Genomic DNA, 22719 nt, shown 5'->3' with positions numbered 1-22719 from the left:
GTCATTGCTCAAACCGCCGCAATGTCGTTTGGCCTTGTAAAGCCAGCCCATGCAAATCGCCTTCGCGACCATAATGGCGAGCGAGTATAACGCAACCGCCCCCTGAGACTCCACGATCAAGCGGATGTCAGGCAGTGATTGAATCGGTTAAGATGACGTGCCGATTAAAAACCAATACCGGATTTTGTTTTAGCGTCTGTCACAGGAAAATGTGATGTCCAGTACTTCCATCGCGATGCCCGTCGATTCTTTGCATGGTTTAGCCATTCAGGCTGCCTTGCTGCCTAGCATGGCGATTCTCCCCATGACTTTTCTGGCCTGCGCTTTTTATATGGCAGGCGGCTCCTATACTTGGCTGGTGCTCTTTAGGCGCTTGCCACCTCGCCCAAGGTTGGTTCAAACCCTGGGGCTGATGGCCATTCTGATTCATGGCGTTGTGCTCTATGCCGAGCTACATGGCCACTTGGGGCTCAATTTAGGGTTCTTCCAAGCCGCATCCTTAATCAATTGGCTCATCTGTACCTTTTTGCTATTGGCCAGCTTGCGAATGCCATTACTCAATTTATCAGCAGGACTATTCCCACTGGCAACGCTGGCGATACTTACCGCGTTACTCAGCTCTCGACACTATGTGGTGCCCGACATCCCCAAGGGCTTGATGGTGCATATTCTGACATCGCTGGTGGCTTACAGCCTGTTCACCGTCGCCATGGTGCAGTCATTATTACTCTGGTGCCAACAAAGCCAGCTCAAGCGTCGCCGAACAGCAGGGCTGATCCAGGTACTGCCGCCATTACAGACAATGGAACGCCTCTTATTTGATCTGCTATTGGCGGGCATGCTCTTTTTGACCGTCTCATTGATTACGGGCTTTATCTTTGTGGATAATATTTTTGCCCAACACTTAGCCCATAAGACCGTACTCTCGATCCTCTCTTGGATTACTTTTGGGATATTGTTAGTCGGCCATTATCGTTTCGGCTGGCGTGGGTTAACGGCCGTACGCTGGACGCTAGGCGGCAGTATCATGTTGATTTTGGCGTATTTCGGTACCAAATTTGTACTTCAGATGGTCTTGGGCGAGGTTTAAGTGAGACAGGCTCCCATGCTGGAATCCGCTCAGGAAAAAGGCACAAGGCTTGACACACAGAGCCTTAGCCCCATAAATAGAACTCACCGCAGGGCAACGAGGAAGACCCCCGCTTGAACGATGATATCCCCATAGGATGGCTATTTGCGATCCTCGGCGTATTAATTCTACTGTCTGCATTCTTTTCCAGCTCAGAAACCGGAATGATGTCAATCAACCGGTACCGCTTGAGCCATCTGGCACGGCAAAAGGATAAAGCCGCGCAAAGAGTCAGCCGATTGCTGTCTCGCCCTGATCGTTTGATTGGGGTGATTCTGATCGGCAATAACTTTGTGAATAATTTTGCGGCCTCAATCGCCACGATTATTGCCATGCACTTAGTTGGTGAGACGCTAGGCCCAGCAGTGGCTACGATTACCCTGACAATTGTGGTCCTGATTTTTGCCGAAGTGACCCCGAAAACCATGGCCGCGCTTTATCCGGAGCGCATTGCCTTCCCGGCATCGACCATACTGGGACCACTGTTGAAGCTATTTTACCCGCTGGTCTGGCTGGTCAATGCGATCAGTAATGGTATTCTCGCCCTCTTTGGCATGCGCCCGGACCAAAGCGGTGAAACACAGCTGACGCGCGAAGAGTTACGGACGGTGGTGCATGAAGCGGGCAGCATGATTCCGCGCCGCCACCAAGCCATGCTGCTGTCTATACTCGATTTAGAGAACGTCACCGTTGATGACATTATGATTCCACGCCAAGAAGTGGTCGGTATCGACCTCGAACACGGCATGGACAGCATCATTGAACAGCTTAAACATAGTCAACATACGCGTATCCCGGTGTATAAAGGCGATATCAATAACATTGTAGGTATCCTGCATCTACGCGGGGGTATACACCTTTTATCTCATGAGCATCCAACCAAAGCGATGCTGATGCAGGAAAGCCGAGAACCTTATTTCATTCCAGAGTCCACACCGCTACATACACAGCTCCTTAACTTCCAGAATGAGAAAAGGCGGATTGGCGTCGTTGTGGATGAATATGGCGATGTTCAGGGGATCGTGACACTAGAAGATATTTTGGAAGAGATTGTCGGCGAGTTCACCACTGATATGACCCATCATGACGATGAGATACAGCCTCAGCCCGATGGCAGCGTGCTCATTGATGGCATGGTCACGATTAGAGAAATGAATAAGCAGCTGGGCTGGGAACTCTCAACCAAAGGCCCGAAAACCCTGAATGGCCTGCTGCTTGAATATCTCGAATCGATTCCGGATGGCAATATCTGTATTGAACTGAACGGGCGCTATCTAGAGACTTTAGAAGTCAAAGAAAACCTGATCAAAAAAATACGGTTAATGCCTAGTGCACAACAGCCTAAACGGCTGCCGGAAGATTAGGCCACTCAAGAGTATCGCGCTCAAGAAGACCTCAGAAGGCCCTTAAAGGGCCTTCTTTTTTTAAGCACTATTTCGTTAAGCGTTAAGGACTATTCATTAAACACTATTCGTTAGACAAATGGCGCTAGCCCAACGGCGTCACGCAACTGCTTCAAGAAAGGTACTGAGCGTTCACGAGCCTTTTCAGCGCCCGCCTGCATCACTTGCTCAACATGTGCGGGATCATTGATTAACCGCTCATACTCTTCACGCGGTCCTTTTAGCTGTTCATTCAAATGTTCAAACAGCATATTTTTGGCTTCACCCCAACCAATCCCTTCGGCATAACGTTGGCGCATTTGGCTGACATCGTCACCCGATGCAAAAGCAGAGTAAATCTGGAATAGCGTACACGTCTCTGGATCTTTTGGCTCGCCCGGCTCAAGCGAGTTGGTTTTGATTTTACGCACCAGTTTGAGTAGCTTTTTCTCGGGCGTAAACAATGGAATCGTATTGTTATAGCTCTTACTCATTTTGCGGCCATCAAGCCCACTGAGAATCGCTACTTTGTCATCAACCACCGCTTCAGGGAGATTAAAGAACTCACTTTTAAATAAATGATTGAAGCGCGCAGCGATATCTCGCGCCATCTCAATATGCTGGATCTGATCGCGACCAACGGGCACTTTATTGGCGTTGAACATTAAGATGTCCGCTGCCATTAAAACCGGGTAGCTGTATAGCCCCATCGTGATTCCGGCATCAGGATCTTTTTTATCATCGGTTTCATTCTCAGCAACGGCAGCCTTATAGGCATGCGCGCGATTCATCAGGCCTTTGGCACAGACACAAGTCAGCAACCAAGTCAGCTCTGGAATTTCTGGAATGTCGCTTTGACGGTAAAAAGTCGCATTATCCGTATCTAGCCCAAGCGCCAACCACGTTGCGGCAATTTCACGACGTGACTGTTGAACGCGTTCTGGATCCTGACATTTAATCAGGGCATGAAAATCAGCCAGAAAATAACAGGCATCCACATTAGGATCGCGCGAGGCTTCAATGGCCGGCCGAATCGCCCCAACATAGTTGCCTAAATGAGGCGTGCCGGTGGTCGTAATTCCGGTCAATACAGTGGTCTTACTCATGGCTCTTTATGATCTCATTAACAGAAAAAAAGGCCGGCATCACCCGGCCTGAACGGTTCCATCCTAGCACGTTAAACGAGACAGCTCAGTCACCCAACGACACCTGAACTGAATCGGCAACATGCTGCGCCTTTTGACGGGCTTCTGACAGATCCTGCCCCAGCGCTAACCCGACACCAAGACGACGCTGACCAGAGACTTCGGGCTTCCCAAAAAGCCGTAGATCGGTATCCGGCTCAACTAGCGCTTCAGCTAAATGGCGATAGCACATATCACGAGAGTCTCCTTGCACAAGCAACACAGCAGAAGCCGCCGGACCATGCTGTCGAATAGCCGGTATTGGCAATCCAAGAATGGCGCGCGCATGAAGGGCAAACTCAGATAGATTCTGGCTAATCAACGTCACCATACCGGTATCATGTGGACGCGGAGAGACTTCGCTAAACCACACTTGGTCACCTTTCACAAATAACTCAACCCCAAACAGCCCATACCCACCCAGTGCATCAGTAATGGCCGTGGCCTGGCGTTGCGCCTCAGCCAATGCAGCGGGCGTCATGGGATGAGGTTGCCAAGATTCCTGATAATCGCCATTGGCTTGTCGATGGCCAACGGGACCACAAAAACTTGTGCCGGACACCGAGCGGACGGTCAGCAATGTGATCTCATAATCAAAGTCCACGAAGCCTTCAACGATCACCCGACCGGCGCCAGCTCGGCCTCCGCTCTGGGCATAAGCCCAAGCGGGATCAACTTCTGCAACTTCACGGACTAAAGACTGCCCTTTACCCGATGACGACATCACCGGCTTGACGACACAAGGCAGGCCTATGCTTTTAATCGCCTCTTGGTACTCAGATTCAGTACTGGCAAACTGGTATGCCGATGTTGGCAGCGATAACGTTTCCGCAGCTAAACGCCGAATCCCCTCACGGTTCATCGTCAACTGTGCCGCCTTAGCGGTTGGCACCACCACATAGCCTTCCGCCTCAAGCTCAACCAAGGTCGCCGTGGCAATGGCTTCAATTTCCGGCACGATGAAGTGAGGCTTTTCCTGCTCAACTACGGCTCTCAACGCCTCACCATCTAACATGTTAAACACATGATAACGATCAGCGACTTGCATGGCAGGAGCATGCTCATAACGATCAGCGGCAATCACCTCACAACCCAGACGCTTGAGCTCAATCACAACCTCTCGGCCGAGTTCACCACTGCCCAGCATCAGCACACGAGTTGCCCTTTTAGCAAAGGGCGTGCCGAGTACCGTGGGCTGAACCGCTTCGATCGCAGAAACAGGCATAGCAGATCCTTATATCAGTTGTTGTATCGTTATCAGTAAAAAACGCAGATTGCTAAGGTTATTCAAATGACTGTCGTACGGGACGCTGACGTAGCCGACTCCCCGCAGGAGGGGGCTGGTGAAGGCTGATCGGTAAATCGAAACCCACACGCAATAGCTCAACGACCATCATGGCGGAAAGCCCCCATAACTCATAATGTGCATAGCAATAAGCGGGCACATACCAAAACTTATCCGCGACCGGAATGACATCCGTCCAAGCACGAGGATCATGCTGTAAATAGGCCAGCGGCATCGTAAAAATAGCATCCAATTCAGCTTCATTGGCTTTCAGCGGGAGCCCTTCAGGAATCAATCCCACCCAAGGGCGCACTTTAATACCATGCAGTGACACGACGTCACTCAGGGGGCCGATCACATCAACCTGGTCGGGAGGTAAAGCGATCTCCTCTTCCGCTTCACGCAGCGCGGTATAGAGTAGGTCAGGGTCTTCGGGATCACGCTTCCCGCCCGGAAAGGCCACTTGTCCTTGATGGGTGCTCATATGAGAGGCTCGACGCGTCAACACCAGCGCAGGCTCATCTCCGGTCGTGATCGCCATCAAGACAGCCGCCTCAGGCATAGACTGAGTGATCATAAAGGGCTGATGCTGTCGTAAGCGATGCGTTAAGCTGGTAAGCATATGATTAAGATTCCAGGCCCATTGCTTGAGATGGTCTGCACACGCAGGGCAAGCCTATTGAGTGAACGTGACCGAAACCCAAGCAATGATCAATATCGCAATAGGATAACGCCATGAAGTATTGCAGCCAATGCGGACACACGGTGACATGGTCTCAACCTCCCGAAGAAGACCGTGAGCGCTACTGGTGTTCACACTGCGGCACTATTCACTACCAAAACCCTCGTATTATTACTGGGACACTGCCCGTTTATAAAGACCGCATCTTACTTTGTCGGCGAGCGATTGAGCCCCGTATCGGCTACTGGACACTTCCTGCGGGATTCATGGAGAACGGAGAAACCACGGATGCAGGGGCCATTCGCGAAACTTGGGAAGAGGCAATGGCTCAAGTCGAAGTACAGAACCTCTATACTTTGATCCACCTCACACCCATCAACCAAGTTTATATGTTCTATCGCGCACACTTGCCAGAGGCCTCATTTGGCGCAGGCCCGGAAAGCCTGGAGGTCGCGTTATTTAAAGAGGACGAGATCCCCTGGGATGAATTGGCATTTTTGACCGTGCGCCGCACGCTACAACATTTCTTTCATGACCGAAAAAATGGCCAGTTCCCGCTTCATGTCAGTGACATTACGCCCGAGGACCGGGATCATTTTTTCACTCATGCCCCCTAATAAACCGTGATGGGCGGGTGTTAAGCACGCCCTCCCATATCGCACGACATTCAGGAGTCCTGTAATGATCGACTTCTATTTTTGGCCAACCCCGAACACTTTCAAAGTGGCCATTTTTTTGGAGGAATCTGAGCTCGACTATACGTTTCAGATCGTCGATTTAAGACAACAGGCCCAGTTTGGGAGCCAGTTTTTAAAGATATCCCCCAACAATAAAATCCCAGCCATTGTCGACCATGCCCCAGAAGATCAAGGGCTCCCCCTGAAGCTTTTTGAGTCGGCTGCTATTTTGGAATATCTCGCCGATAAAACTGGGCGTTTTACCGCCACAACTGCTCGACAAAAGGCCGAAATTCGGCAGTGGCTGCACTGGCAGATGAGTGGTATCGGCGCTGCAGGCGGACGACTTTATCAACTGTCATCGCAAACCAACCGTGAGCAAATGATGCCCGCGATAGAGGTATTGATAGAGGAGCTCACTCGTCTTTACCGCGTTATTGATAAACGGCTCGCGGATCGCCCCTATGTGGCGGGGGAAGATTACACCATTGCCGATATTGCCCTTTACCCTTGGATCAAATGCCATGAACATTTACAACAAGAGCTAGAAGATTACCCTCATTTAAAGCGCTGGTTTGGTACCCTCAGTGCTCGCCCGGCCATTCGTCGCACTTATGCCCAGGCACACCAGCTCACGCAGCTAGCGACAAAAAAAACAGGGTCAATACCGGTGACAACAAAGAAAGTAAAAAACCACTGACAATTGCGGCTGGCACACAATGCATGCCACCGCTTTTTTGAATCATTGGTAAGGTAAAGTCCATGCTGGTGGCGCCACTATAACCAATCGCGACAGCGGGGGCCCGTCCCATCACCCAAGGAATCAGCAGAAGCGCGACCAGCTCACGTATCAAATCATTAAAAAAAGCAGCGCCCCCCCAAACGGGGCCCATCCCATCACCGATTAAAATCGCTGACAATGAATACCAACCAAATCCAGAGACGAGGGCCAACGCTTGGTAACGACTCACCTCTAACCAAGGCGCAATCAGCCCACCGATCACCAGTGAACTGACCACCACCACAAACGCGATTGCAAACCCCTGGCGATTCAGCAGTACCTGCTTTAACGACATGCCACTATTGCGCAACTGGCATCCAATCAACAGCAACAACACCATTAATGTATATTCCGCCAGCTGGTCTGTAAGGCCTTCAGGCAGCTGCACTTGAGTACCCAGGGCGATGCCGCCAAAAACGACACCCAGCAGGATAGCCGTTCCCTTAAACATCCCCAGGCCACCGCCAGTGGTCTCTTCAACTTTAAGCGGCAAGCGCCACGGATAACGGCGCGACCATAGCCATAAAGCCAATAGATTAGCGACGCCCAAAGCGACAACCAGTAACAGGGTTTGACCCGACATGACCGCCAACTGCGTACCGAGTTGGTCAAGTGCACCAATCGAAAGCCCCATCAACCCCAAAATGACATAAACAAGCCACTCAATCGTATGTCCGATAGCGGCTTGCAAGCGTGGCTGAGGCAAACGCAATCCATAGCCGACAAATAGGGGCAATAAAACGAGCACAGAACTCCATAACATAGCGGTCTCAGCCTTCAATCAAAGCGGGCTATCCTAGCATCGATGCCTCCGCCATGGCAGCCTCTACTGGCTAGCTACAATGCTGAGAGTGACGTCAGAGGCCACACATCATAAGCAGGTTCTTCATAGGGATGTGCCGCCTTCAATGCCGCCACAGCAGCCTTCACCAGATGATCTTCGCAGACCAGCTCCACTTTTAATTCCATCACTGTTTCCAGTTGGTCGACCTCACCAATATGCGGCTGGGCACCCGCTAGAGGACGGAACTGACCTTGTCCTAAGGTTTGAAAGCAACAATGCTCATAATCACCAATACGCCCTGCTCCAGTTGCAAACACCGCCTGCTTTACCGCTTCAGCCGCCTGCTCAGGCACAAAAAAAGCCAGCTTGTACATATTTGAGACCTCGATGAATTGAGTGCCATATCATGATGGCGATGTGATCAATGAGAAAGAAGACAGAAAGAAGAGGCGATCCGAAGATCGCCTCTTAAGAAGTCAAAAATTAAAACGCTCAGTCATTAAAACGCTAGACACTTGCAGCGCTAAATACTCGAGGCTTAAACAACGGTATAAAGCCTAAACCGGCGCTACGCTGCACCAATCATCCTCCTCAGAACATAATGCAAGATCCCGCCATGACGGAAATAGGCCAACTCGTTGCCAGTATCAATCCGGCATCGCATCGCAACGGTGGTTTCTTGCCCATCTGGATAGGTAATGGTGGTATTCACCTCATCCCCCGCGTGCAATTCAGCTAACCCCGTTATCGTAAACGTTTCTTCCCCAGTCAACTTCAGGGTTTCACGATTGGTACCTTCGGGGAACTGGAGTGGTAATACCCCCATACCAACGAGATTAGAGCGGTGAATTCGCTCAAAAGATTCGGCAATGACAGCCCGAACGCCTAATAAGCGCGTCCCTTTAGCGGCCCAGTCACGCGAAGAGCCTGTGCCGTATTCTTTACCAGCCACAACCACAAGAGGGGTTTGATCTTCGGCATAGCGCATAGCGGCATCATAAATGGCCATCTGCTCGCCAGAGGGAATATGGCGCGTTTCTCCCCCTTCGACTCCTGGCACCATTTCATTACGAATCCGCACATTGGCAAAAGTGCCGCGCATCATCACTTCATGATTCCCTCGACGGGAGCCATAAGAGTTGAAGTCCTTAGGCTCAACACCATTGTCTTTCAAGTAGCGCCCAGCAGGACTTTCTGGCTTGATTGAACCTGCTGGCGAGATATGGTCAGTGGTGACCGAATCACCGAGCATAGCCAATACACTGGCCTTATGCACATCCTCAACCTGATCAGGCTCACGCCCCATGCCTTCAAAGAACGGCGGATGCTGAATATAAGTGGAATCCGGCCAATCATAGATCTGACCTTTCGCCACCTCAATCGATTGCCAAGCCTCATCACCATCAAAGACCGCACCATATTCCTTGCGGAACATCTCGGTATTGACCTGCTCAACAGCTTCAGCGATTTCGGCTTGAGACGGCCAGATGTCTTTCAGATAAACCGGTTGCCCATCGCTGTCCCGACCTAGTGATTCAGAGGTCAGGTCCACCCGCATGGAACCCGCCAATGCATAGGCGACCACCAAGGGCGGTGAGGCTAACCAATTGGTCTTCACTGCCGGGTGAACACGACCCTCAAAGTTACGGTTGCCCGATAACACGGAGGCCACCGTCAAATCACCCTTGCGAATCGCATTTTCGATCGGATCCAGTAGCGGCCCCGAGTTCCCGATACAGGTGGTGCACCCATACCCCACCAAGTTAAACCCAAGCTTATTGAGATAAGGCGTTAACCCTGCAGCTTCTAGATAATCCGTCACCACCTTGGAACCTGGTGCCAGAGAACTTTTCACCCAAGGCTGGCGCATCAAACCTTTCTCTACCGCCTTCTTAGCCAATAAGCCAGCCGCCATCATGACACTGGGGTTAGAGGTATTGGTACAGGAGGTAATCGCTGCAATCACGACAGCCCCATGCGACAAAGTAAAGGTTTCACCATCAAGCTCAACCTCAACTTCACCGGGTGCTGCAGGCGCAGGCGCACCGCCCTCACCTTCTAAACGCCCCGCATCACCACCGGCAGGCGCAACAGACAAGTCCAGCAAATCACCGAAATGAGATTTGATCTGGCTTAAGGCGACACGGTCCTGGGGACGTTTAGGCCCAGCCAAGCTCGATTCCACATCCCCCATATCCAGCGCCAGCGTCGCCGTAAAGATCGGCTCATCTCCCGCTTCCCGCCAGAGCCCCTGAGCCTTGGTATAAGCTTCCACCAATTCGACTTGATCATCGCTCCGACCGGATTGGCGCATATACTTCAACGTTTCGGCATCCGCCGGGAAGAAACCGCAGGTGGCCCCATATTCCGGTGCCATATTAGCAATCGTCGCCCGGTCAGCCAGAGGGAGATCAGCCAAGCCATCGCCATAAAATTCGACGAACTTCCCGACAACGCCATGCTGGCGCAACATTTCTGTCACCGTTAGCACCAAGTCGGTTGCAGTAATCCCTTCGCGGAGCTTGCCTGTGAGCTTAAAGCCGACCACTTCTGGAATCAGCATGGACACCGGCTGACCCAGCATGGCGGCTTCCGCTTCGATCCCGCCAACCCCCCAGCCTAAAACACCGAGGCCATTAATCATCGTGGTGTGAGAGTCAGTCCCAACGAGCGTATCGGGGTAGGCAAAGTGCTCACCCTTGTCCTCGTGGCTCCAAACGGTACGGCCAAGATATTCTAGGTTCACTTGGTGGCAAATACCGGTGCCCGGCGGGACAACGCTGAAGTTATCGAATGCTTGCTGACCCCAGCGTAAGAATGCATAACGCTCGTGGTTTCGCTGCATTTCGATGTCGACATTCTGCTTGAACGCCTCATCATTGGCATAGCGATCGACCATCACCGAGTGGTCAATCACCAAATCGACAGGGGACAACGGATTGATTTTCTCAGGGTCATCCCCCAGTTCGCTCACCGCTGCACGCATGGCTGCCAGATCAACCACACCAGGGACGCCAGTAAAATCCTGCATCAAAACACGCGCTGGCCGATAGGCAATTTCTCGATCAGCATGGCCATCTTTTTGCCAATCGACAATGGCCTGCAAATCTTCACGGGTCACGGTGTCGCCATCCTGGTGGCGTAACAGGTTTTCCAGTAAGACCTTCAGTGATTTAGGCAGTTTCTGAATGTCGCCTAGTTGATCGGCGGCTTGTGGCAGGCTATAGAACGTATAGTCAGTACCAGCAACATTGAGAACGCTTTTGGCGTCCAAAGTGCTAGAGCTGGAGTCAGTCATGCGAAGTACCTCCTCCTCAAAAGCCGGGAGGGATATCACGGGTATCGACTCCCGACAGGTATGCAGGGCGCCCACGCTATAGCGCGAGACGCTGATCACGATCCGTCATGTCAAAATAACGTCTTAACAGTAAAGCAATGGGGCCAGTTTCATCATAGATCAACCCCCACTAATGGCACACTGTCATGACCAATACGTTTCCATCAGCCTTTATATGGGCCACTTAAGCAATGTCAAAGGAGGCTATTCATCAGGCCCAGCACTGACTGCCTTGCGAAAGCGGCCCTGATAATCGAATAACTTTTCCTGAATACGCCAGTGTCTCCCCACTTGGCGGGCAATGACAAAATCAGGGTAGCGCAAACGATTCGCCTCGGCCTGAACCGCGTCAGGGCTCTGGGGGCGCCATGGTACACCTGGGGCTTTTAAGTGATGCTTTAAGAAGTGGTGCTCAAATGCCCGCCGTTGAGGCGATGTCTCTAATGCAAACCATTCATCAAGCCCCTCACCCTCTTCATCATAGTAGGTCACTTTCAAACGGGGGTGGCCGCGGCCATTAACGGTCGCTATTAATGTCATGCCCGCCACGCGTAGCACTCTTGCACCTTTGAGTTTCATGGCCGCTTTTAATTTATCATCAGGGTCCACTAAGGTCGCATCACAATGCGGGCAGTTGCGTGCCGCGATATCGCACTCGCCTCCACACTGCTCACACTGTCGAGAGCGAAATCGATACGCGCATTGGGCTTGGCTTTCATCATCCCACCCCTGACAGCGCCGACCGAAGTGCTCAAGCACATGACCTTGACTATCCACACGCCCCCAGAAAGTATTGGCAAAACCACAGAGTGGGCAAGGGATCTGCACCGGCACCGTTTTCTTCTCGCCAGGCGGGGGGCCGATTTCCGGAGCCCATAGATCCCATGGATTACCGGCATAATCTAGAATCAAACAGTCTTGCTTACCCGTCTCAGGAGAAAGCCTCAAACCACGACCAATAATTTGCTGATAAAGGCTGACCGACTCCGTCGGCCTCAAGATCGCGATCACATCCACATGAGGCGCATCAAAGCCCGTTGTGAGCACCGAGACATTCACTAAAAAGCGCAAGCGTCGCGCTTTAAACTGCTGAATAATGCACTCGCGCGTTTCACTTGGCGTCTGGCCGGTAACCAGTGCAGTTTCCGCTGCCGGTAATAACGCCGCAACCTCTTGAGCATGGCGTACAGTGGCACAAAATATCATGATGCCCTGACGCTCTTGGGCCTGCTGCAGTATATTGCTCACAATCGTTGGTGTGACTCGGCTACCATCGACCACTTGAGCCAACTCAGCTTCTCGAAAAGCACCATCCCCGTGGCCATATAAAGTGCTGAAATCATAACCTTCGATCGGCATATCACGCTTATCTGGCATCACCAGATATCCCTGACGCACCATCCAGCGCAATGGCAGCTCACTGACACAAACACGAAAAAAACAGTCATCTCGGCCACGTACGGCTTGCTGCACCAAGTGGCGATGGTAGATAAATCCCTGACCTAATCGATAAGGCGTCGCGGTAAGCCCGAGGATTTTTAAATTTGGGTTCAGTTGCTGTAAATGCCGAATCACTTGCTGATAGCTGGCCTCTTGCCGGCAGTCGACACGATGACACTCATCAATCACCAGCAGGGTGAATCCAGCATCATCAAACTGGTCCAAATGACGCACAACAGACTGTACAGAGCCGAAAACCACTTGCCTCAAGGCTTCTTTACGGCCGAGTCCAGCGCTAAAAACATCCGCCTTTAACCCATAGGCCTCATATTTAGCCTGATTCTGTTCGACCAACTCACGCACATGCGCCAGTACCAATACACGTCCCCTTGCCAAACGCGCCAGCTCAGCAATGACCAAGCTTTTACCCGCGCCAGTGGGTAACACGACAACAGCAGGCTCATGGCTGCCTCGAAAGTGTCGAATAACCGCCTGAACAGCATCAGTTTGGTAGGGACGTAATGAGAAAGGAGGAGGTGTGGACATGACGTTATTGTGCCATGCCCATCAAGATAACGGGATACTGGAACAGCCCCTCAGTCGAATTGAGGTGGCCGACGCTCGAGCTGTGCCATAGCGGCTTCACGCTGCTGAGCACTACCCAGCAAACGTCGCTGGAGTTTTTCTTCCAAGGTAAGACGATTCGTCTCGACTTCATCGAAGCTGTCCCGATATAGGCGCTTGGCTGCACGTACCATTTCAGGTGAACGTTCAGCTAGCTGAGATAACAGTAGCTGTGCCGCATAATCAGGATCATCCAAAACGTCTGTTGCAAAGCCCCAATGATGGGCTTGTGTACCGTTGAAGCGCTCTGCCGAAAGCGTCAGTTGTAACAATCGATCTTCTCGCACTAATCCGCGCGCTGAAACGGTCATCCCCATGTCGGGAATTAATCCCCAACGCCCTTCCATAACAGACCATTGTGAATCAGGCGTGGTTAAACGAATATCGGCACCTAAGGCGATTTGCAAGCCGCCGCCGAAAACATACCCCTTCATCACCGCAATCACAGGCACAGACAAGGCCTTCCAGCCTAGCGCCAAATGCTGGACGCGATTATGGGGAAAACCGGGCATAGGGCTCAACAAGAACTCAATCGAGTCAGGCGATTGCATCACTGAAGCCACATCCAACCCCGAGCAGAAATGAGTCCCTTCGGCCCGGAGCAGCACCGCTTTCAAATCCTGCCGGTGCTGTAGGTCAGTCAAACACTTAAGTAATGCCTGGATCAGCTCAATATTTAACGCATTGCATTGCTCGGGACGGCATAAACGAACCTCTGCAATACCATCAACGAACTGCACACTCAAAGGAGAGAGTTCAGCAGACAGGTGTTCAACAGACATATGCTCAAAAGACATGGCGACCTCAGATCACAGGCTTTAACAGCCCTTTCAACAATTCAGTCATCAGCCATGGCAGTCTAGATCAGGAGAGCACAAAGTGAAACAAGAGTTTGAAAGGTTCAAAAAGCCGGTAATCGCGAGAAGTGAAAAACAAGTGCCAGTACAAGAGGGTGACACAATAGACCATCATGAAAGATCGACATCAGGAAAGGATTGAAACCACCATAGATAAGGCAAAAAACATCTAGAGGCTTGCCGTTAGCTGAAAAGTTCGCTGCAACATTTGAGCATCATCCGCCGCCCGGTGACGAGTTAACCCCAACTCCGCCACGACTTGCTGCTTCACTTGCCCCCAGCGAAGCACCTGCTGCTCACTCAGCAAACGATGCAATGTGTCTAAACGAAACCGTTGAATCCGATCAGCATGGTGAAACAGTAACGCTAACCAACTACTGTCAAAGCCCCAACTGTCTGAATAAACCGTCAAACCTTTCAGTTCACTATTGAGCCAATCGGCCACATCCGTCACGGCACCACCTTCACTTTGGAGCTGAGCACGGCTGATCCCATGCACAGCCTCAGCCCCTTCATTCCAATGTTGCCAACTCGGCTCAGGGCATATCAGGCGCGAAGCCACACTGCCATCAGCACGAGCGATACCCACCTCAATCGGGTAACTCCCCCGTCCAAAGCCAGAAGCCTCCACATCGATGATCGTTGGCCAATCCATTTAATGCCCTTCTGCCAATTAATAAGCCACGTAACCTCATCATAGTGAATGCAAGGAGTATGCCGAAGCGCCTTCTATGCCAACATGATAGAGGTTCTATTGGCTGGCAGTCGCCAGTCGTTCGCGCCATTCTAGCGCACAACGCTCGCTTTGAGGGAGATTGAGTTCACCTTCATCATATGCTTGGATCAAACGCTCTATGGCATCAACATGACCTTGCCGGGCAGCCCTTGCATACCAAGTGACCGCTTGCGCTTCGTTACTCGGATAAGGCCCGACACCACGCTCATGAATGCGACCGGCCCACCACTGGGCATCCCGGTCACCTTGCTGTGCCGCTTGAATTAAATAGCGCGCACCACAATAACGATCTTGGGTCGTCAGCCCATGTTCCAACAAACGGCGTCCATAAGTCACTTGTGCTTCTCGGTGACCCGCCTTTGCAGAATGACTCAGCATCCGTGCGATCAGTTTTCGCGTCAGCTTCAAACCCGGTCGATAAGCCACGCGATATAGACGCCGGGCTAGCGAGAATTCGATTTGGGCGAGCAGTTCGACAGATGTCGGCATGATCAACCTGCCACGTTTTCTAGTGAATAGGTGTTAATCAAAGTGTGTAAGGCGCGCGATTGTAACCATCTAGGTATAGTTTGATAACCCTTTTTGTCACTAAAACGGTATTTTATGCTGTTCCTTCGCCTAAACGCACCATCTTAGTGCAAAAATACACAATAGAATGGAGATCACAATGGAATACAGCCCATTAACACCCGATGGCCCCAAAGTAAGTCGTCTTTGTCTCGGCACCATGACTTTTGGCGAGCAAAATAGTGAGTCAGAAGCACATGAACAGCTCGATTTAGCCCTGGATCATGGGGTTAATTTCATTGACACTGCCGAGATGTACCCGGTTCCACCAAAGGCAGAAACCCAAGGTAGAACAGAGAGTTACATTGGCAGTTGGCTCGCCGGACGACAAGACCGAGAACAACTCATCATCGCCACAAAAGCGAGTGGCCCTGGGGAGTGGATGAAGCATGTCCGCAATGGGCCCCGTTTTAGTGCAGAGCACCTAAACGCAGCCGTTGAAAGTAGCCTTCAGCGATTACAGACTGATTATATCGACCTTTACCAACTTCACTGGCCCGAGCGTAATACTAACTTCTTTGGCAAGCTCGGCTACAGCGAAGTGGGAGCTGATGAGACTGCGATTAGCCTCCAGGAAACGCTCGAAGCTTTAGCGCCCTTGGTTGAATCTGGAAAAATTCGCCATATCGGTCTATCCAATGAAACCCCTTGGGGCGTCATGGAATGCATTCGACAAGCAGAACAAAAGGGGATGCCCCGCGTCGTCAGCATACAAAACCCCTATAATTTATTAAATCGAAGTTTTGAAGTCGGGCTGGCTGAAATCAGTACTCGTGAAAATGTGGGCTTGCTTGCTTACTCGCCCATGGCATTTGGTGCACTCTCGGGTAAATATCTCAATGGTCAATGGCCTGAAGGCGCCCGCATGACCCTTTTTGAGCGCTTTCAGCGTTATCAAGGTACGATAGCCGAAAAAGCCATCTCAAAATATGTTGAAATCGCACATGACCATGGCTTGGATCCCGCTCAAATGTCACTGGCCTTTGTGACCTCGCGGCCTTTTGTGACCAGTAACATCATTGGCGCCACAGGCAGAAATCAGTTAGAAAGTAACCTCAAAAGCATTGAGGTCAAATTATCCACATCCGTTTTGGAAGATATCGAAGCGGTCCATCGTGAAATCAGTAATCCATGTCCCTAAGGAATCGTTCAACGACCATGAGTACTGAATGGTTATGGCTTTTAATGGCCATCACTGCTGGCGCAGCCATGCCACTTCAAGCCGGGATCAATAGCACTTTGGCACAGCAAGGAGATGGGGCCATCTGGGCCGCCATGGTGTCCTTCTTGGTCGGCACTGTCGCCCTGTGCGTGTTAACGTTGATACTCAACCAGCGACTGTGGCCTGGCATGGCCGTCATCACCGATACGCCGAGCTGGGCTTGGATCGGCGGCTTTTTAGGCGCTGTCTTCGTATCTGTCTCTGTTTTTTTGGCGCCTCGGATCGGGGGCGCTGCATTAATGGTTGCGCTATTGGCAGGCCAACTCTCGGCATCCATATTCCTGGATAAAATCGGCTGGGCAACTTTTCCACAGCACGATATCTCACTGGGACGCATAGCGGGCATTGTGTTAGTGATCCTCGGCGTCATATTAATCAAGCGCTTTTAAGCACACGGCTACCGCTACGTGCACGGCCGCGTACGGTAGCCAACCAGATCCCACCAAAAATACAGCACATACCCATCCAGTGATAAGCCATCAGCTGCTCGCCAAGAAAGCCTGTCGCGAGTAGCAGCCCCCAGACAGGTATCAAGTGAATCACATAACCTGCACGAGCAGGCCCAAGATCAGCAACCCCACGATTCCAGAACATAAAGGCCAGAATCGAGGCAAAAATCCCCACATAACCGATACTCAATAAATTCACTGCCGTTAACGCCATATGTCGCTGCTGCACCCAATGTTCATAAGCATAAAAGGGGGCTAGTACGATTGCGCCGATCAAGACCGTCAGCCCAAAAAGGCCGATACCTGGCAGCCCCGCCGGTCGGAGCCGTAGCAATACCGAGTACAAGGCCCAACTCACAACAGCCGCCAAAATCCAGCCATACCCATCAGCATGCTCAAACTGTTGAGCCAACTGCCCTGGCTGCCCTTGAGTCACAATCACGCCCACCCCCAACAAAGAAATCATCATGCCCAACATTTGAACCACATTGATGGATTCTTTAAAAATAAGCCGTGAAAGTGCCAAAATCACAATAGGTCCGATCGATAACAACAAGAGGCCATTCGTTGCGGGCTGTGTTTGCAGCCCGAGATAAACAAACGTATTAAAATTAGCAATACCTAATACAGAAAGCGCCAACAACACCTTCCAGTACTGCATGATCAATAACCGGTGTCGCTTCCATTGCGGCCAAGCGAACGGCAGAATCACTACTAATGCCAGAACCCATCGCCAAAAAGCCAACGCCAATGGCGGCATATCCGCATGCACAGCGCGACTTAACACAAAATTCCCTCCCCAAAAAAACGTACTGAGGATTAAGAGTAAATAGGCAACACGGGGGGGAGTAGGGGCCGACATCATCAGGTCCAATTCAGAAAGCTCAACAATACGCCAGCGACAATTCACATAGCGACCTATTTTATACAAGGAGAGTATTCTGACGTGTCATACCCAAGAGGTCACTCCCCCTAAAGACCAATAGGATTGAGAGCAGCAACGGCAACGACTGATAGCGCAATGTAATCAACCCAATAGCAGTGAATCACTTGCAGCCAACCACAGGTATACTCACACTCAACGTAAAGCGATTGATCAACAGTCTCGTATACTGACTGGTTCTGATTTGAAGGTACTGAAGGAGCTCCCCATGCTTGCGGTAATATCTCCAGCCAAAACACTTGATTACGATACGCCAGTTCCTACTTCCACTTATACTCAGCCGGACCTGCTCAATGAATCCGCTGAACTGATTGAAGTATTACGGCCTTATTCACCTCAAGATATCAGCGTACTCATGAAGATTAGTGACAAGCTGGGTAGTCTCAATGCTGCGCGTTTCCAAGAATGGCAAACGCCCTTCACCCCGGAAAATGCGCGGCAGGCCGTTCTCGCATTCAAAGGCGACGTTTATGTGGGCCTAGATGCGTTTTCCTTAGATGACACTGGCTTTCAATATGCCCAATCTCACTTGCGCATTTTGTCAGGCCTTTATGGGTTGCTACGCCCATTAGACCTGATTCAGGCATATCGACTAGAAATGGGGACACGCTTAAAAACCCCCAAAGGTCAAGACCTTTACGACTTTTGGGGTCATCAACTGGCCGATAAACTCAATCAAACATTGTCCGACCACACAGCCCCTGTACTGATCAATTTAGCCTCACAAGAGTACTTCAAGGCTGTTGATCTCAAGGCATTATCAGCACAAGTCATTACACCGGTATTCAAAGACTGGAAAAATGGCCAATATAAAATCATCAGCTTCCATGCCAAAAAAGCTCGAGGCTTAATGTGTCGCTACATGATTGATCACAAGCTGGAAACTCCCGAAGAATTAAAAAGTTTTGATTATGGTGGTTATCAGTTCGATGAAAGCCAATCGACTGAAACACAATGGACCTTTACTCGACGTCTGGAGCATTGAGTTTTAGGCGCTCATCACACCACGCTAGGCATAAAAAAGCGCCCCGAACTCAGGGCGCTTTTTAGACGAAGACTCGTCAAAACAATTAGTTATGCAAAAACAATTAGTTATGCAAGCTGCTCAATACCTTGAATGACCCAAGGCGCATCCTGCTGCTTCATATCCCGAATTAAGTGCCACATCTCTCGGAAAGGCGCAGGCGCAGCACCATCTTCGGCAATCATCCCATGGAACATCACCGCTAACTCTACAGTTTCACCGACCTGTTGAATCTGGCTGATTTCAACTGCCAGTTTATCGACCACAGTATGAGATTGTCCGGCCTGCTTCTGACGCTCTTCACATAGCTGTTGATACAAGAGGGGAGTCACATATTCTTGGATCTGCGCCATATCGCCAGAATCCCAAGCCGCTTGTAAGTCATGAAAATGTTGCCGAGCACGCTCAACAAAACCCGCTTCGTCAAACCAAGCAGGTGCACCATACTGGACATGCTGATCATCCTGTCGAGCGGCTTGCCCTTCATTAAGTGCACCACCCGAAGACGCTGAAGAGTGACGTTCAAAATGACTCGGAGGCGGTGATTGCTCTGCACCCGCTTGATGGTGAGCACCACGGGTTTGAGGCTGGCGACGACGTAAAAAGCGAAATAACAAAAAGGCCAAACCTGCCATCAATAAAATATCCAATGGCTGAATGCCATCAAAGGCACCCCCAAAGAACATTGAAGCTAATAACCCCCCCGCAGCTAAACCTGCTAATGGCCCAAGAAAGCCCATCCCTTTACGACCGCTCGTCGCATTCTGAACACCATTTTGCTTTTGAGTCGAAGTCGTTCCAAAGGTCCGAGTAGACTCTTTGGCAGGCGCTTGACGAGAGAAAGAACCGAAAGACTTACCCCCGCCCATTCGTTTGGCATCCGCATCAGGTGCAGCAAGCCCCAAAGTCAGCACACACCCCATCAGCAGTACTAAAAAGTGTTTCACCAGTCATTACCTCCTTAAAGTTTCAGGTCTGAACTCAATGGTCCAGGCATCAAAACGTCTTATTGCTTAAGACTCTGGCAAACACACAAGATTCACTTTGCCAGACCCGATATCTTTACTCCCTGTATCCAGCAGCCTATATCAATGGGATACCTTTCATTGACCCAGGAGTCTAACATGTTACTGCAAGCGCATCGCAGCCAGCTTTTGATCATCGACTTGCAAACTCGTCTAATGCCTCATATCGCGCAATCAACGGCATGCCTAAACAGCAATCTCTGGCTCTGCGATATCGCGAGGGAAATGGATATCCCCACGACATTCACTGAGCAAAACCCTAAAGGATTGGGATCAACACACTCACTGCTATTACAGCGCAGCCCTGATGCTCAGATCTTTTCAAAAACACATTTTAGTGCTTATCGCGAGCCACTAATTGCTCAGCATATTAGCGCTCAACAAAGGCCTCAGATTTTGATGACAGGGGTTGAAACGCATGTCTGTGTCTTACAAACGGCGATGGACTTATTAACAGAAGGCTATGAAGTCTTTATCATCGATACTGCAGTGGGGTCTCGACGCAATAAAGATAAACGATTAGCACTGCAACGCCTAGTGGCCCACGGTGCAGAACAGGTGACGCCAGAAATGGTCGCTTTTGAATGGCTTGAACATTGCCAACACGCACAATTTAAACAACTCAGTCAAAACTACATTAAAGACTTATCCCACTATCAATGATATTAAAGTGCTACTAAAGCACTACTCATAATTTAAAGTACGACCTATGGTGTTAAAACGCGACTAAACACGACGGGTGAAGCGTGACGGAAAACTCTTGCGTTGATAGGCTAGAGAATTACAGTTTGTCACCGCTCAAGGCATCGAATAGTGCTAACGTAAATTGACACTCAATCAACGGAGACGCTTAATGGATGTTACAGGGGCAGCGGGACTTCAAATGACCGGTTCTGAGCATCGTCTCAACCACCAGAACGCCCGTCAACAAGCACAAATCGAAGTATTCAAAGATGCACGAGACAGTCAGGGTCAGGCGATCATGCAATTGATAGAATCTGTTCCTGAGGGACCAAAATCAGTTAAATCTGCCGATCCACAGATGGGAAGCAATATCGATATTCGGGTCTGATTTTCAACACAAGCCCATCTTCGGCAACACAGCCCCTCACAGCAAGGCCCGTCATGATGACATTTGAATGCTAAAACACCCCGCTAGCGGGGTGTTTTACTGTAAAGGCTATCGCTCTAGCCTGAAGCAGGGACATCAATGTCGACACACTCAACTTTCGACAGAAAGTGAAGACATATCCATGACATAGCGATGGGCGATATCACCTTTCTCCATGGCAGCAAAAGCCTCATTCACCTGATCAGGACGAATGATCTCACAGAGCGGATGAATATCATGCTCAGCACAGAAGTCGAGCACTTCCTGAGTTTGCTTAATTCCACCAATTAATGACCCCGCGACACGCCGACGTCCCATGATCATGGGTATCGTCATAAACTCATCCATGGGACCAACCTGCCCCACAATCACCAGCGTGCCATCAATATCGAGCAAAGGGGTGTAGATGGACACATCATGCTGAACCGGCACAGTGTCAATGATCAAATCCAGGGAAGCAGCAGCTTCGGTCATGGCATCTGAGTCTGTTGAAGACAGGATGCCCGTTGCCCCCAATGCCCTGGCCTCTTGTGCTTTCTTTTTAGAACGACTTAACACAGTGACCTCCGCGCCCATGGCAACGGCTAGCTTAACAGCCATATGTCCGAGGCCTCCTAAGCCAATCACTCCCACTCGACTGCCACTCCCAACATTCCAAGTGCGCAGCGGTGAGAAGGTGGTGATACCGGCACATAGAATGGGCGCTGCGCGAGACAAATCCAGTGCATCAGGAACACGCAGGACGAATTCTTCTCGTACGATAATATGTTTAGAATAGCCGCCTTGCGTCGTTTCCCCGTTCACCCGATCAGGCTCACCATAAGTCGGCGTTACCCCTTCGCGACAAAACTGCTCTTCGTCATGATCACATTGATCACATGCCTGACAGCTGTCGACCATACAACCAACACCAACTTTGTCACCCACTTGATAACGTTGAACATCAGGCCCCACTTCAACGACTCGCCCAATAATCTCATGGCCAGGCACTAACGGATAGGACTGAGGCCCCCAATCACCATTCACGGTATGCAAATCAGAATGGCAAACACCGCTATATAAGATCTCAATCGCCACATCATTAGCTCGTAAAGCGCGACGCTCAAAATGGTAAGGCGCCATTTTCGCATCAGATGAATATGCCGCATAGCCTACTGTTTTCATAAAACTTCCTTACACTAAAATTCAAATTCAAAGACATCATCTATACATGAGATGTAGCGCGACAATGTGCATGATGTTAAATGAACCTCACACTTATCACCTTATCTAATATGCTTGTTGAATTGCCAAATCCCCCAAGCTTAAGGCTCATTCTTTTAGTCACGCCTGTAGACAGACATTCAACCATTGGGTTCAGAGAGGTATGGAGACTGACGCCCGGTACTGCCGAGGCCAAAGATTGATGGAGGGGTGTGATGGGCTGTGATTGATAGATATTGGTAGAGGGAGTTTTGGGGTTGAGCGCGTGTTTTTATCG

22 protein-coding genes are annotated in these 22719 nt (G+C 50.5%); 9 read left to right on the top strand and 13 right to left on the bottom strand.

Annotation, left to right across the window (positions count from 1 at the left end; all coding sequences use genetic code 11):
- Nucleotides 1-214: 214 nt before the first annotated feature.
- Entirely contained in the window at nt 215-1090 is an 876-nt protein-coding gene (locus BFW38_RS00110; RefSeq protein ID WP_245686037.1) for a cytochrome C assembly family protein, read from the top strand.
- Nucleotides 1091-1203: 113 nt separating this feature from the next.
- On the top strand, nt 1204-2493 hold the full coding sequence (locus BFW38_RS00105; protein ID WP_068996568.1) for an HlyC/CorC family transporter: 1290 nt from the start codon (nt 1204-1206) through the stop codon (nt 2491-2493).
- 110 nt (nt 2494-2603) lie between these two features.
- On the opposite strand, the gene BFW38_RS00100 is transcribed toward BFW38_RS00105, so the two are convergent.
- The 3 genes from BFW38_RS00100 to BFW38_RS00090 form a co-directional block, all read right to left on the bottom strand.
- On the bottom strand, nt 2604-3617 hold the full coding sequence (locus BFW38_RS00100) for a tryptophan--tRNA ligase (protein WP_068996567.1): 1014 nt from the start codon (nt 3615-3617) through the stop codon (nt 2604-2606).
- A gap of 85 nt (nt 3618-3702) precedes the next feature.
- The gene (gene purT, locus BFW38_RS00095) at nt 3703-4920 is read right to left on the bottom strand and encodes a formate-dependent phosphoribosylglycinamide formyltransferase (protein ID WP_068996566.1); all 1218 of its coding nucleotides are present in this window, start codon (nt 4918-4920) and stop codon (nt 3703-3705) included.
- Nucleotides 4921-4978: 58 nt separating this feature from the next.
- The gene (locus BFW38_RS00090; protein WP_068996565.1) at nt 4979-5602 is read right to left on the bottom strand and encodes a CoA pyrophosphatase; all 624 of its coding nucleotides are present in this window, start codon (nt 5600-5602) and stop codon (nt 4979-4981) included.
- 113 nt (nt 5603-5715) lie between these two features.
- On the opposite strand from BFW38_RS00090, the gene BFW38_RS00085 reads away from it, so the two are divergent.
- Nucleotides 5716-6279, top strand: a complete 564-nt coding sequence (locus tag BFW38_RS00085) for an NUDIX hydrolase (protein ID WP_068996564.1) — start codon at nt 5716-5718, stop codon at nt 6277-6279.
- A gap of 64 nt (nt 6280-6343) precedes the next feature.
- Nucleotides 6344-7039: a glutathione S-transferase family protein gene (locus BFW38_RS00080; RefSeq protein WP_068996563.1), complete on the top strand. Its 696-nt coding sequence runs from the start codon at nt 6344-6346 to the stop codon at nt 7037-7039.
- Here the strand turns inward: BFW38_RS00080 and BFW38_RS00075 are convergent.
- The 7 genes from BFW38_RS00075 to BFW38_RS00045 all read right to left on the bottom strand — a co-directional run bounded on the left by BFW38_RS00075 (nt 6972) and on the right by BFW38_RS00045 (nt 15387).
- Entirely contained in the window at nt 6972-7883 is a 912-nt protein-coding gene (locus BFW38_RS00075) for a LysO family transporter (protein WP_068996562.1), read from the bottom strand. The two genes, BFW38_RS00080 and BFW38_RS00075, sit on opposite strands and share 68 nt — an antisense overlap.
- Nucleotides 7884-7957: 74 nt before the next feature.
- Nucleotides 7958-8278, bottom strand: coding sequence for a YqfO family protein (locus tag BFW38_RS00070; RefSeq protein ID WP_068996561.1), 321 nt, complete (start codon nt 8276-8278; stop codon nt 7958-7960).
- 194 nt (nt 8279-8472) lie between these two features.
- Nucleotides 8473-11202 carry an aconitate hydratase AcnA gene (gene acnA, locus BFW38_RS00065; RefSeq protein ID WP_084004354.1) on the bottom strand — a complete coding sequence of 910 codons (2730 nt, stop codon included), beginning with the start codon at nt 11200-11202 and terminating at the stop codon, nt 8473-8475.
- 243 nt (nt 11203-11445) lie between these two features.
- On the bottom strand, nt 11446-13227 hold the full coding sequence (gene radD / locus BFW38_RS00060) for a DNA repair helicase RadD (RefSeq protein ID WP_068996560.1): 1782 nt from the start codon (nt 13225-13227) through the stop codon (nt 11446-11448).
- A 50-nt stretch (nt 13228-13277) separates the two neighbouring features.
- Entirely contained in the window at nt 13278-14102 is an 825-nt protein-coding gene (locus BFW38_RS00055; protein ID WP_084004353.1) for a crotonase/enoyl-CoA hydratase family protein, read from the bottom strand.
- 229 nt (nt 14103-14331) lie between these two features.
- Nucleotides 14332-14817: a 3'-5' exonuclease gene (locus tag BFW38_RS00050; protein WP_068996559.1), complete on the bottom strand. Its 486-nt coding sequence runs from the start codon at nt 14815-14817 to the stop codon at nt 14332-14334.
- 96 nt (nt 14818-14913) lie between these two features.
- A complete protein-coding gene (locus BFW38_RS00045) occupies nt 14914-15387 on the bottom strand; it encodes a tetratricopeptide repeat protein (protein WP_068996558.1) in 474 nt (157 codons plus the stop codon).
- A 178-nt stretch (nt 15388-15565) separates the two neighbouring features.
- Between BFW38_RS00045 and BFW38_RS00040 the strand changes: the two genes are divergently transcribed.
- Both BFW38_RS00040 and BFW38_RS00035 read left to right on the top strand, forming a co-directional pair.
- Nucleotides 15566-16606 (top strand): NADP(H)-dependent aldo-keto reductase, encoded by a 1041-nt coding sequence (locus BFW38_RS00040; RefSeq protein ID WP_068996557.1) that lies wholly within the window; start codon nt 15566-15568, stop codon nt 16604-16606.
- A 17-nt stretch (nt 16607-16623) separates the two neighbouring features.
- The gene (locus BFW38_RS00035) at nt 16624-17076 is read left to right on the top strand and encodes a DMT family transporter (protein ID WP_068996556.1); all 453 of its coding nucleotides are present in this window, start codon (nt 16624-16626) and stop codon (nt 17074-17076) included.
- Here the strand turns inward: BFW38_RS00035 and BFW38_RS00030 are convergent.
- Nucleotides 17063-17998, bottom strand: a complete 936-nt coding sequence (locus BFW38_RS00030) for a DMT family transporter (RefSeq protein WP_068996555.1) — start codon at nt 17996-17998, stop codon at nt 17063-17065. The genes BFW38_RS00035 and BFW38_RS00030 overlap by 14 nt on opposite strands.
- Before the next feature lie 289 nt (nt 17999-18287).
- On the opposite strand from BFW38_RS00030, the gene yaaA reads away from it, so the two are divergent.
- The gene (gene yaaA, locus BFW38_RS00025; RefSeq protein ID WP_068996554.1) at nt 18288-19064 is read left to right on the top strand and encodes a peroxide stress protein YaaA; all 777 of its coding nucleotides are present in this window, start codon (nt 18288-18290) and stop codon (nt 19062-19064) included.
- Nucleotides 19065-19171: 107 nt separating this feature from the next.
- On the opposite strand, the gene BFW38_RS00020 is transcribed toward yaaA, so the two are convergent.
- On the bottom strand, nt 19172-20050 hold the full coding sequence (locus BFW38_RS00020) for a Tim44 domain-containing protein (RefSeq protein ID WP_068996553.1): 879 nt from the start codon (nt 20048-20050) through the stop codon (nt 19172-19174).
- Between the two features lie 177 nt (nt 20051-20227).
- Between BFW38_RS00020 and BFW38_RS00015 the strand changes: the two genes are divergently transcribed.
- Nucleotides 20228-20791 (top strand): isochorismatase family protein, encoded by a 564-nt coding sequence (locus BFW38_RS00015; protein WP_068996552.1) that lies wholly within the window; start codon nt 20228-20230, stop codon nt 20789-20791.
- Nucleotides 20792-20981: 190 nt separating this feature from the next.
- Nucleotides 20982-21200, top strand: coding sequence for a YjfB family protein (locus tag BFW38_RS00010; RefSeq protein WP_068996551.1), 219 nt, complete (start codon nt 20982-20984; stop codon nt 21198-21200).
- A 150-nt stretch (nt 21201-21350) separates the two neighbouring features.
- On the opposite strand, the gene BFW38_RS00005 is transcribed toward BFW38_RS00010, so the two are convergent.
- Complete coding sequence (locus BFW38_RS00005) at nt 21351-22403, bottom strand: NAD(P)-dependent alcohol dehydrogenase (protein ID WP_068996550.1); 1053 nt, start codon at nt 22401-22403, stop codon at nt 21351-21353.
- Nucleotides 22404-22719 lie beyond the last annotated feature (316 nt).

Source organism: Terasakiispira papahanaumokuakeensis, from assembly GCF_001709345.1.
GTDB lineage: Bacteria > Pseudomonadota > Gammaproteobacteria > Pseudomonadales > Halomonadaceae > Terasakiispira > Terasakiispira papahanaumokuakeensis.
The sequence above is the reverse complement of the archived record's forward strand: the minus strand, read 5'-3'. Positions and strand labels throughout refer to the sequence as shown.

Bases quoted from the DNA above. Each gene is read 5' to 3' on its own strand.
- BFW38_RS00010 (WP_068996551.1), top strand. From the start codon at position 20,982: ATGGATGTTACAGGGGCAGCGGGACTTCAAATGACCGGTTCTGAGCAT.
- acnA (WP_084004354.1), bottom strand. From the start codon at position 11,202: ATGACTGACTCCAGCTCTAGCACTTTGGACGCCAAAAGCGTTCTCAAT.
- purT (WP_068996566.1), bottom strand. From the start codon at position 4,920: ATGCCTGTTTCTGCGATCGAAGCGGTTCAGCCCACGGTACTCGGCACG.
- BFW38_RS00085 (WP_068996564.1), top strand. From the start codon at position 5,716: ATGAAGTATTGCAGCCAATGCGGACACACGGTGACATGGTCTCAACCT.
- yaaA (WP_068996554.1), top strand. From the start codon at position 18,288: ATGCTTGCGGTAATATCTCCAGCCAAAACACTTGATTACGATACGCCA.
- BFW38_RS00005 (WP_068996550.1), bottom strand. From the start codon at position 22,403: ATGAAAACAGTAGGCTATGCGGCATATTCATCTGATGCGAAAATGGCG.
- BFW38_RS00040 (WP_068996557.1), top strand. From the start codon at position 15,566: ATGGAATACAGCCCATTAACACCCGATGGCCCCAAAGTAAGTCGTCTT.
- BFW38_RS00070 (WP_068996561.1), bottom strand. From the start codon at position 8,278: ATGTACAAGCTGGCTTTTTTTGTGCCTGAGCAGGCGGCTGAAGCGGTA.
- BFW38_RS00045 (WP_068996558.1), bottom strand. From the start codon at position 15,387: ATGCCGACATCTGTCGAACTGCTCGCCCAAATCGAATTCTCGCTAGCC.
- BFW38_RS00100 (WP_068996567.1), bottom strand. From the start codon at position 3,617: ATGAGTAAGACCACTGTATTGACCGGAATTACGACCACCGGCACGCCT.
- BFW38_RS00055 (WP_084004353.1), bottom strand. From the start codon at position 14,102: ATGTCTTTTGAGCATATGTCTGTTGAACACCTGTCTGCTGAACTCTCT.
- BFW38_RS00050 (WP_068996559.1), bottom strand. From the start codon at position 14,817: ATGGATTGGCCAACGATCATCGATGTGGAGGCTTCTGGCTTTGGACGG.
- BFW38_RS00080 (WP_068996563.1), top strand. From the start codon at position 6,344: ATGATCGACTTCTATTTTTGGCCAACCCCGAACACTTTCAAAGTGGCC.
- BFW38_RS00090 (WP_068996565.1), bottom strand. From the start codon at position 5,602: ATGCTTACCAGCTTAACGCATCGCTTACGACAGCATCAGCCCTTTATG.
- BFW38_RS00075 (WP_068996562.1), bottom strand. From the start codon at position 7,883: ATGTTATGGAGTTCTGTGCTCGTTTTATTGCCCCTATTTGTCGGCTAT.
- BFW38_RS00110 (WP_245686037.1), top strand. From the start codon at position 215: ATGTCCAGTACTTCCATCGCGATGCCCGTCGATTCTTTGCATGGTTTA.
- BFW38_RS00030 (WP_068996555.1), bottom strand. From the start codon at position 17,998: ATGTCGGCCCCTACTCCCCCCCGTGTTGCCTATTTACTCTTAATCCTC.
- BFW38_RS00035 (WP_068996556.1), top strand. From the start codon at position 16,624: ATGAGTACTGAATGGTTATGGCTTTTAATGGCCATCACTGCTGGCGCA.
- radD (WP_068996560.1), bottom strand. From the start codon at position 13,227: ATGTCCACACCTCCTCCTTTCTCATTACGTCCCTACCAAACTGATGCT.
- BFW38_RS00015 (WP_068996552.1), top strand. From the start codon at position 20,228: ATGTTACTGCAAGCGCATCGCAGCCAGCTTTTGATCATCGACTTGCAA.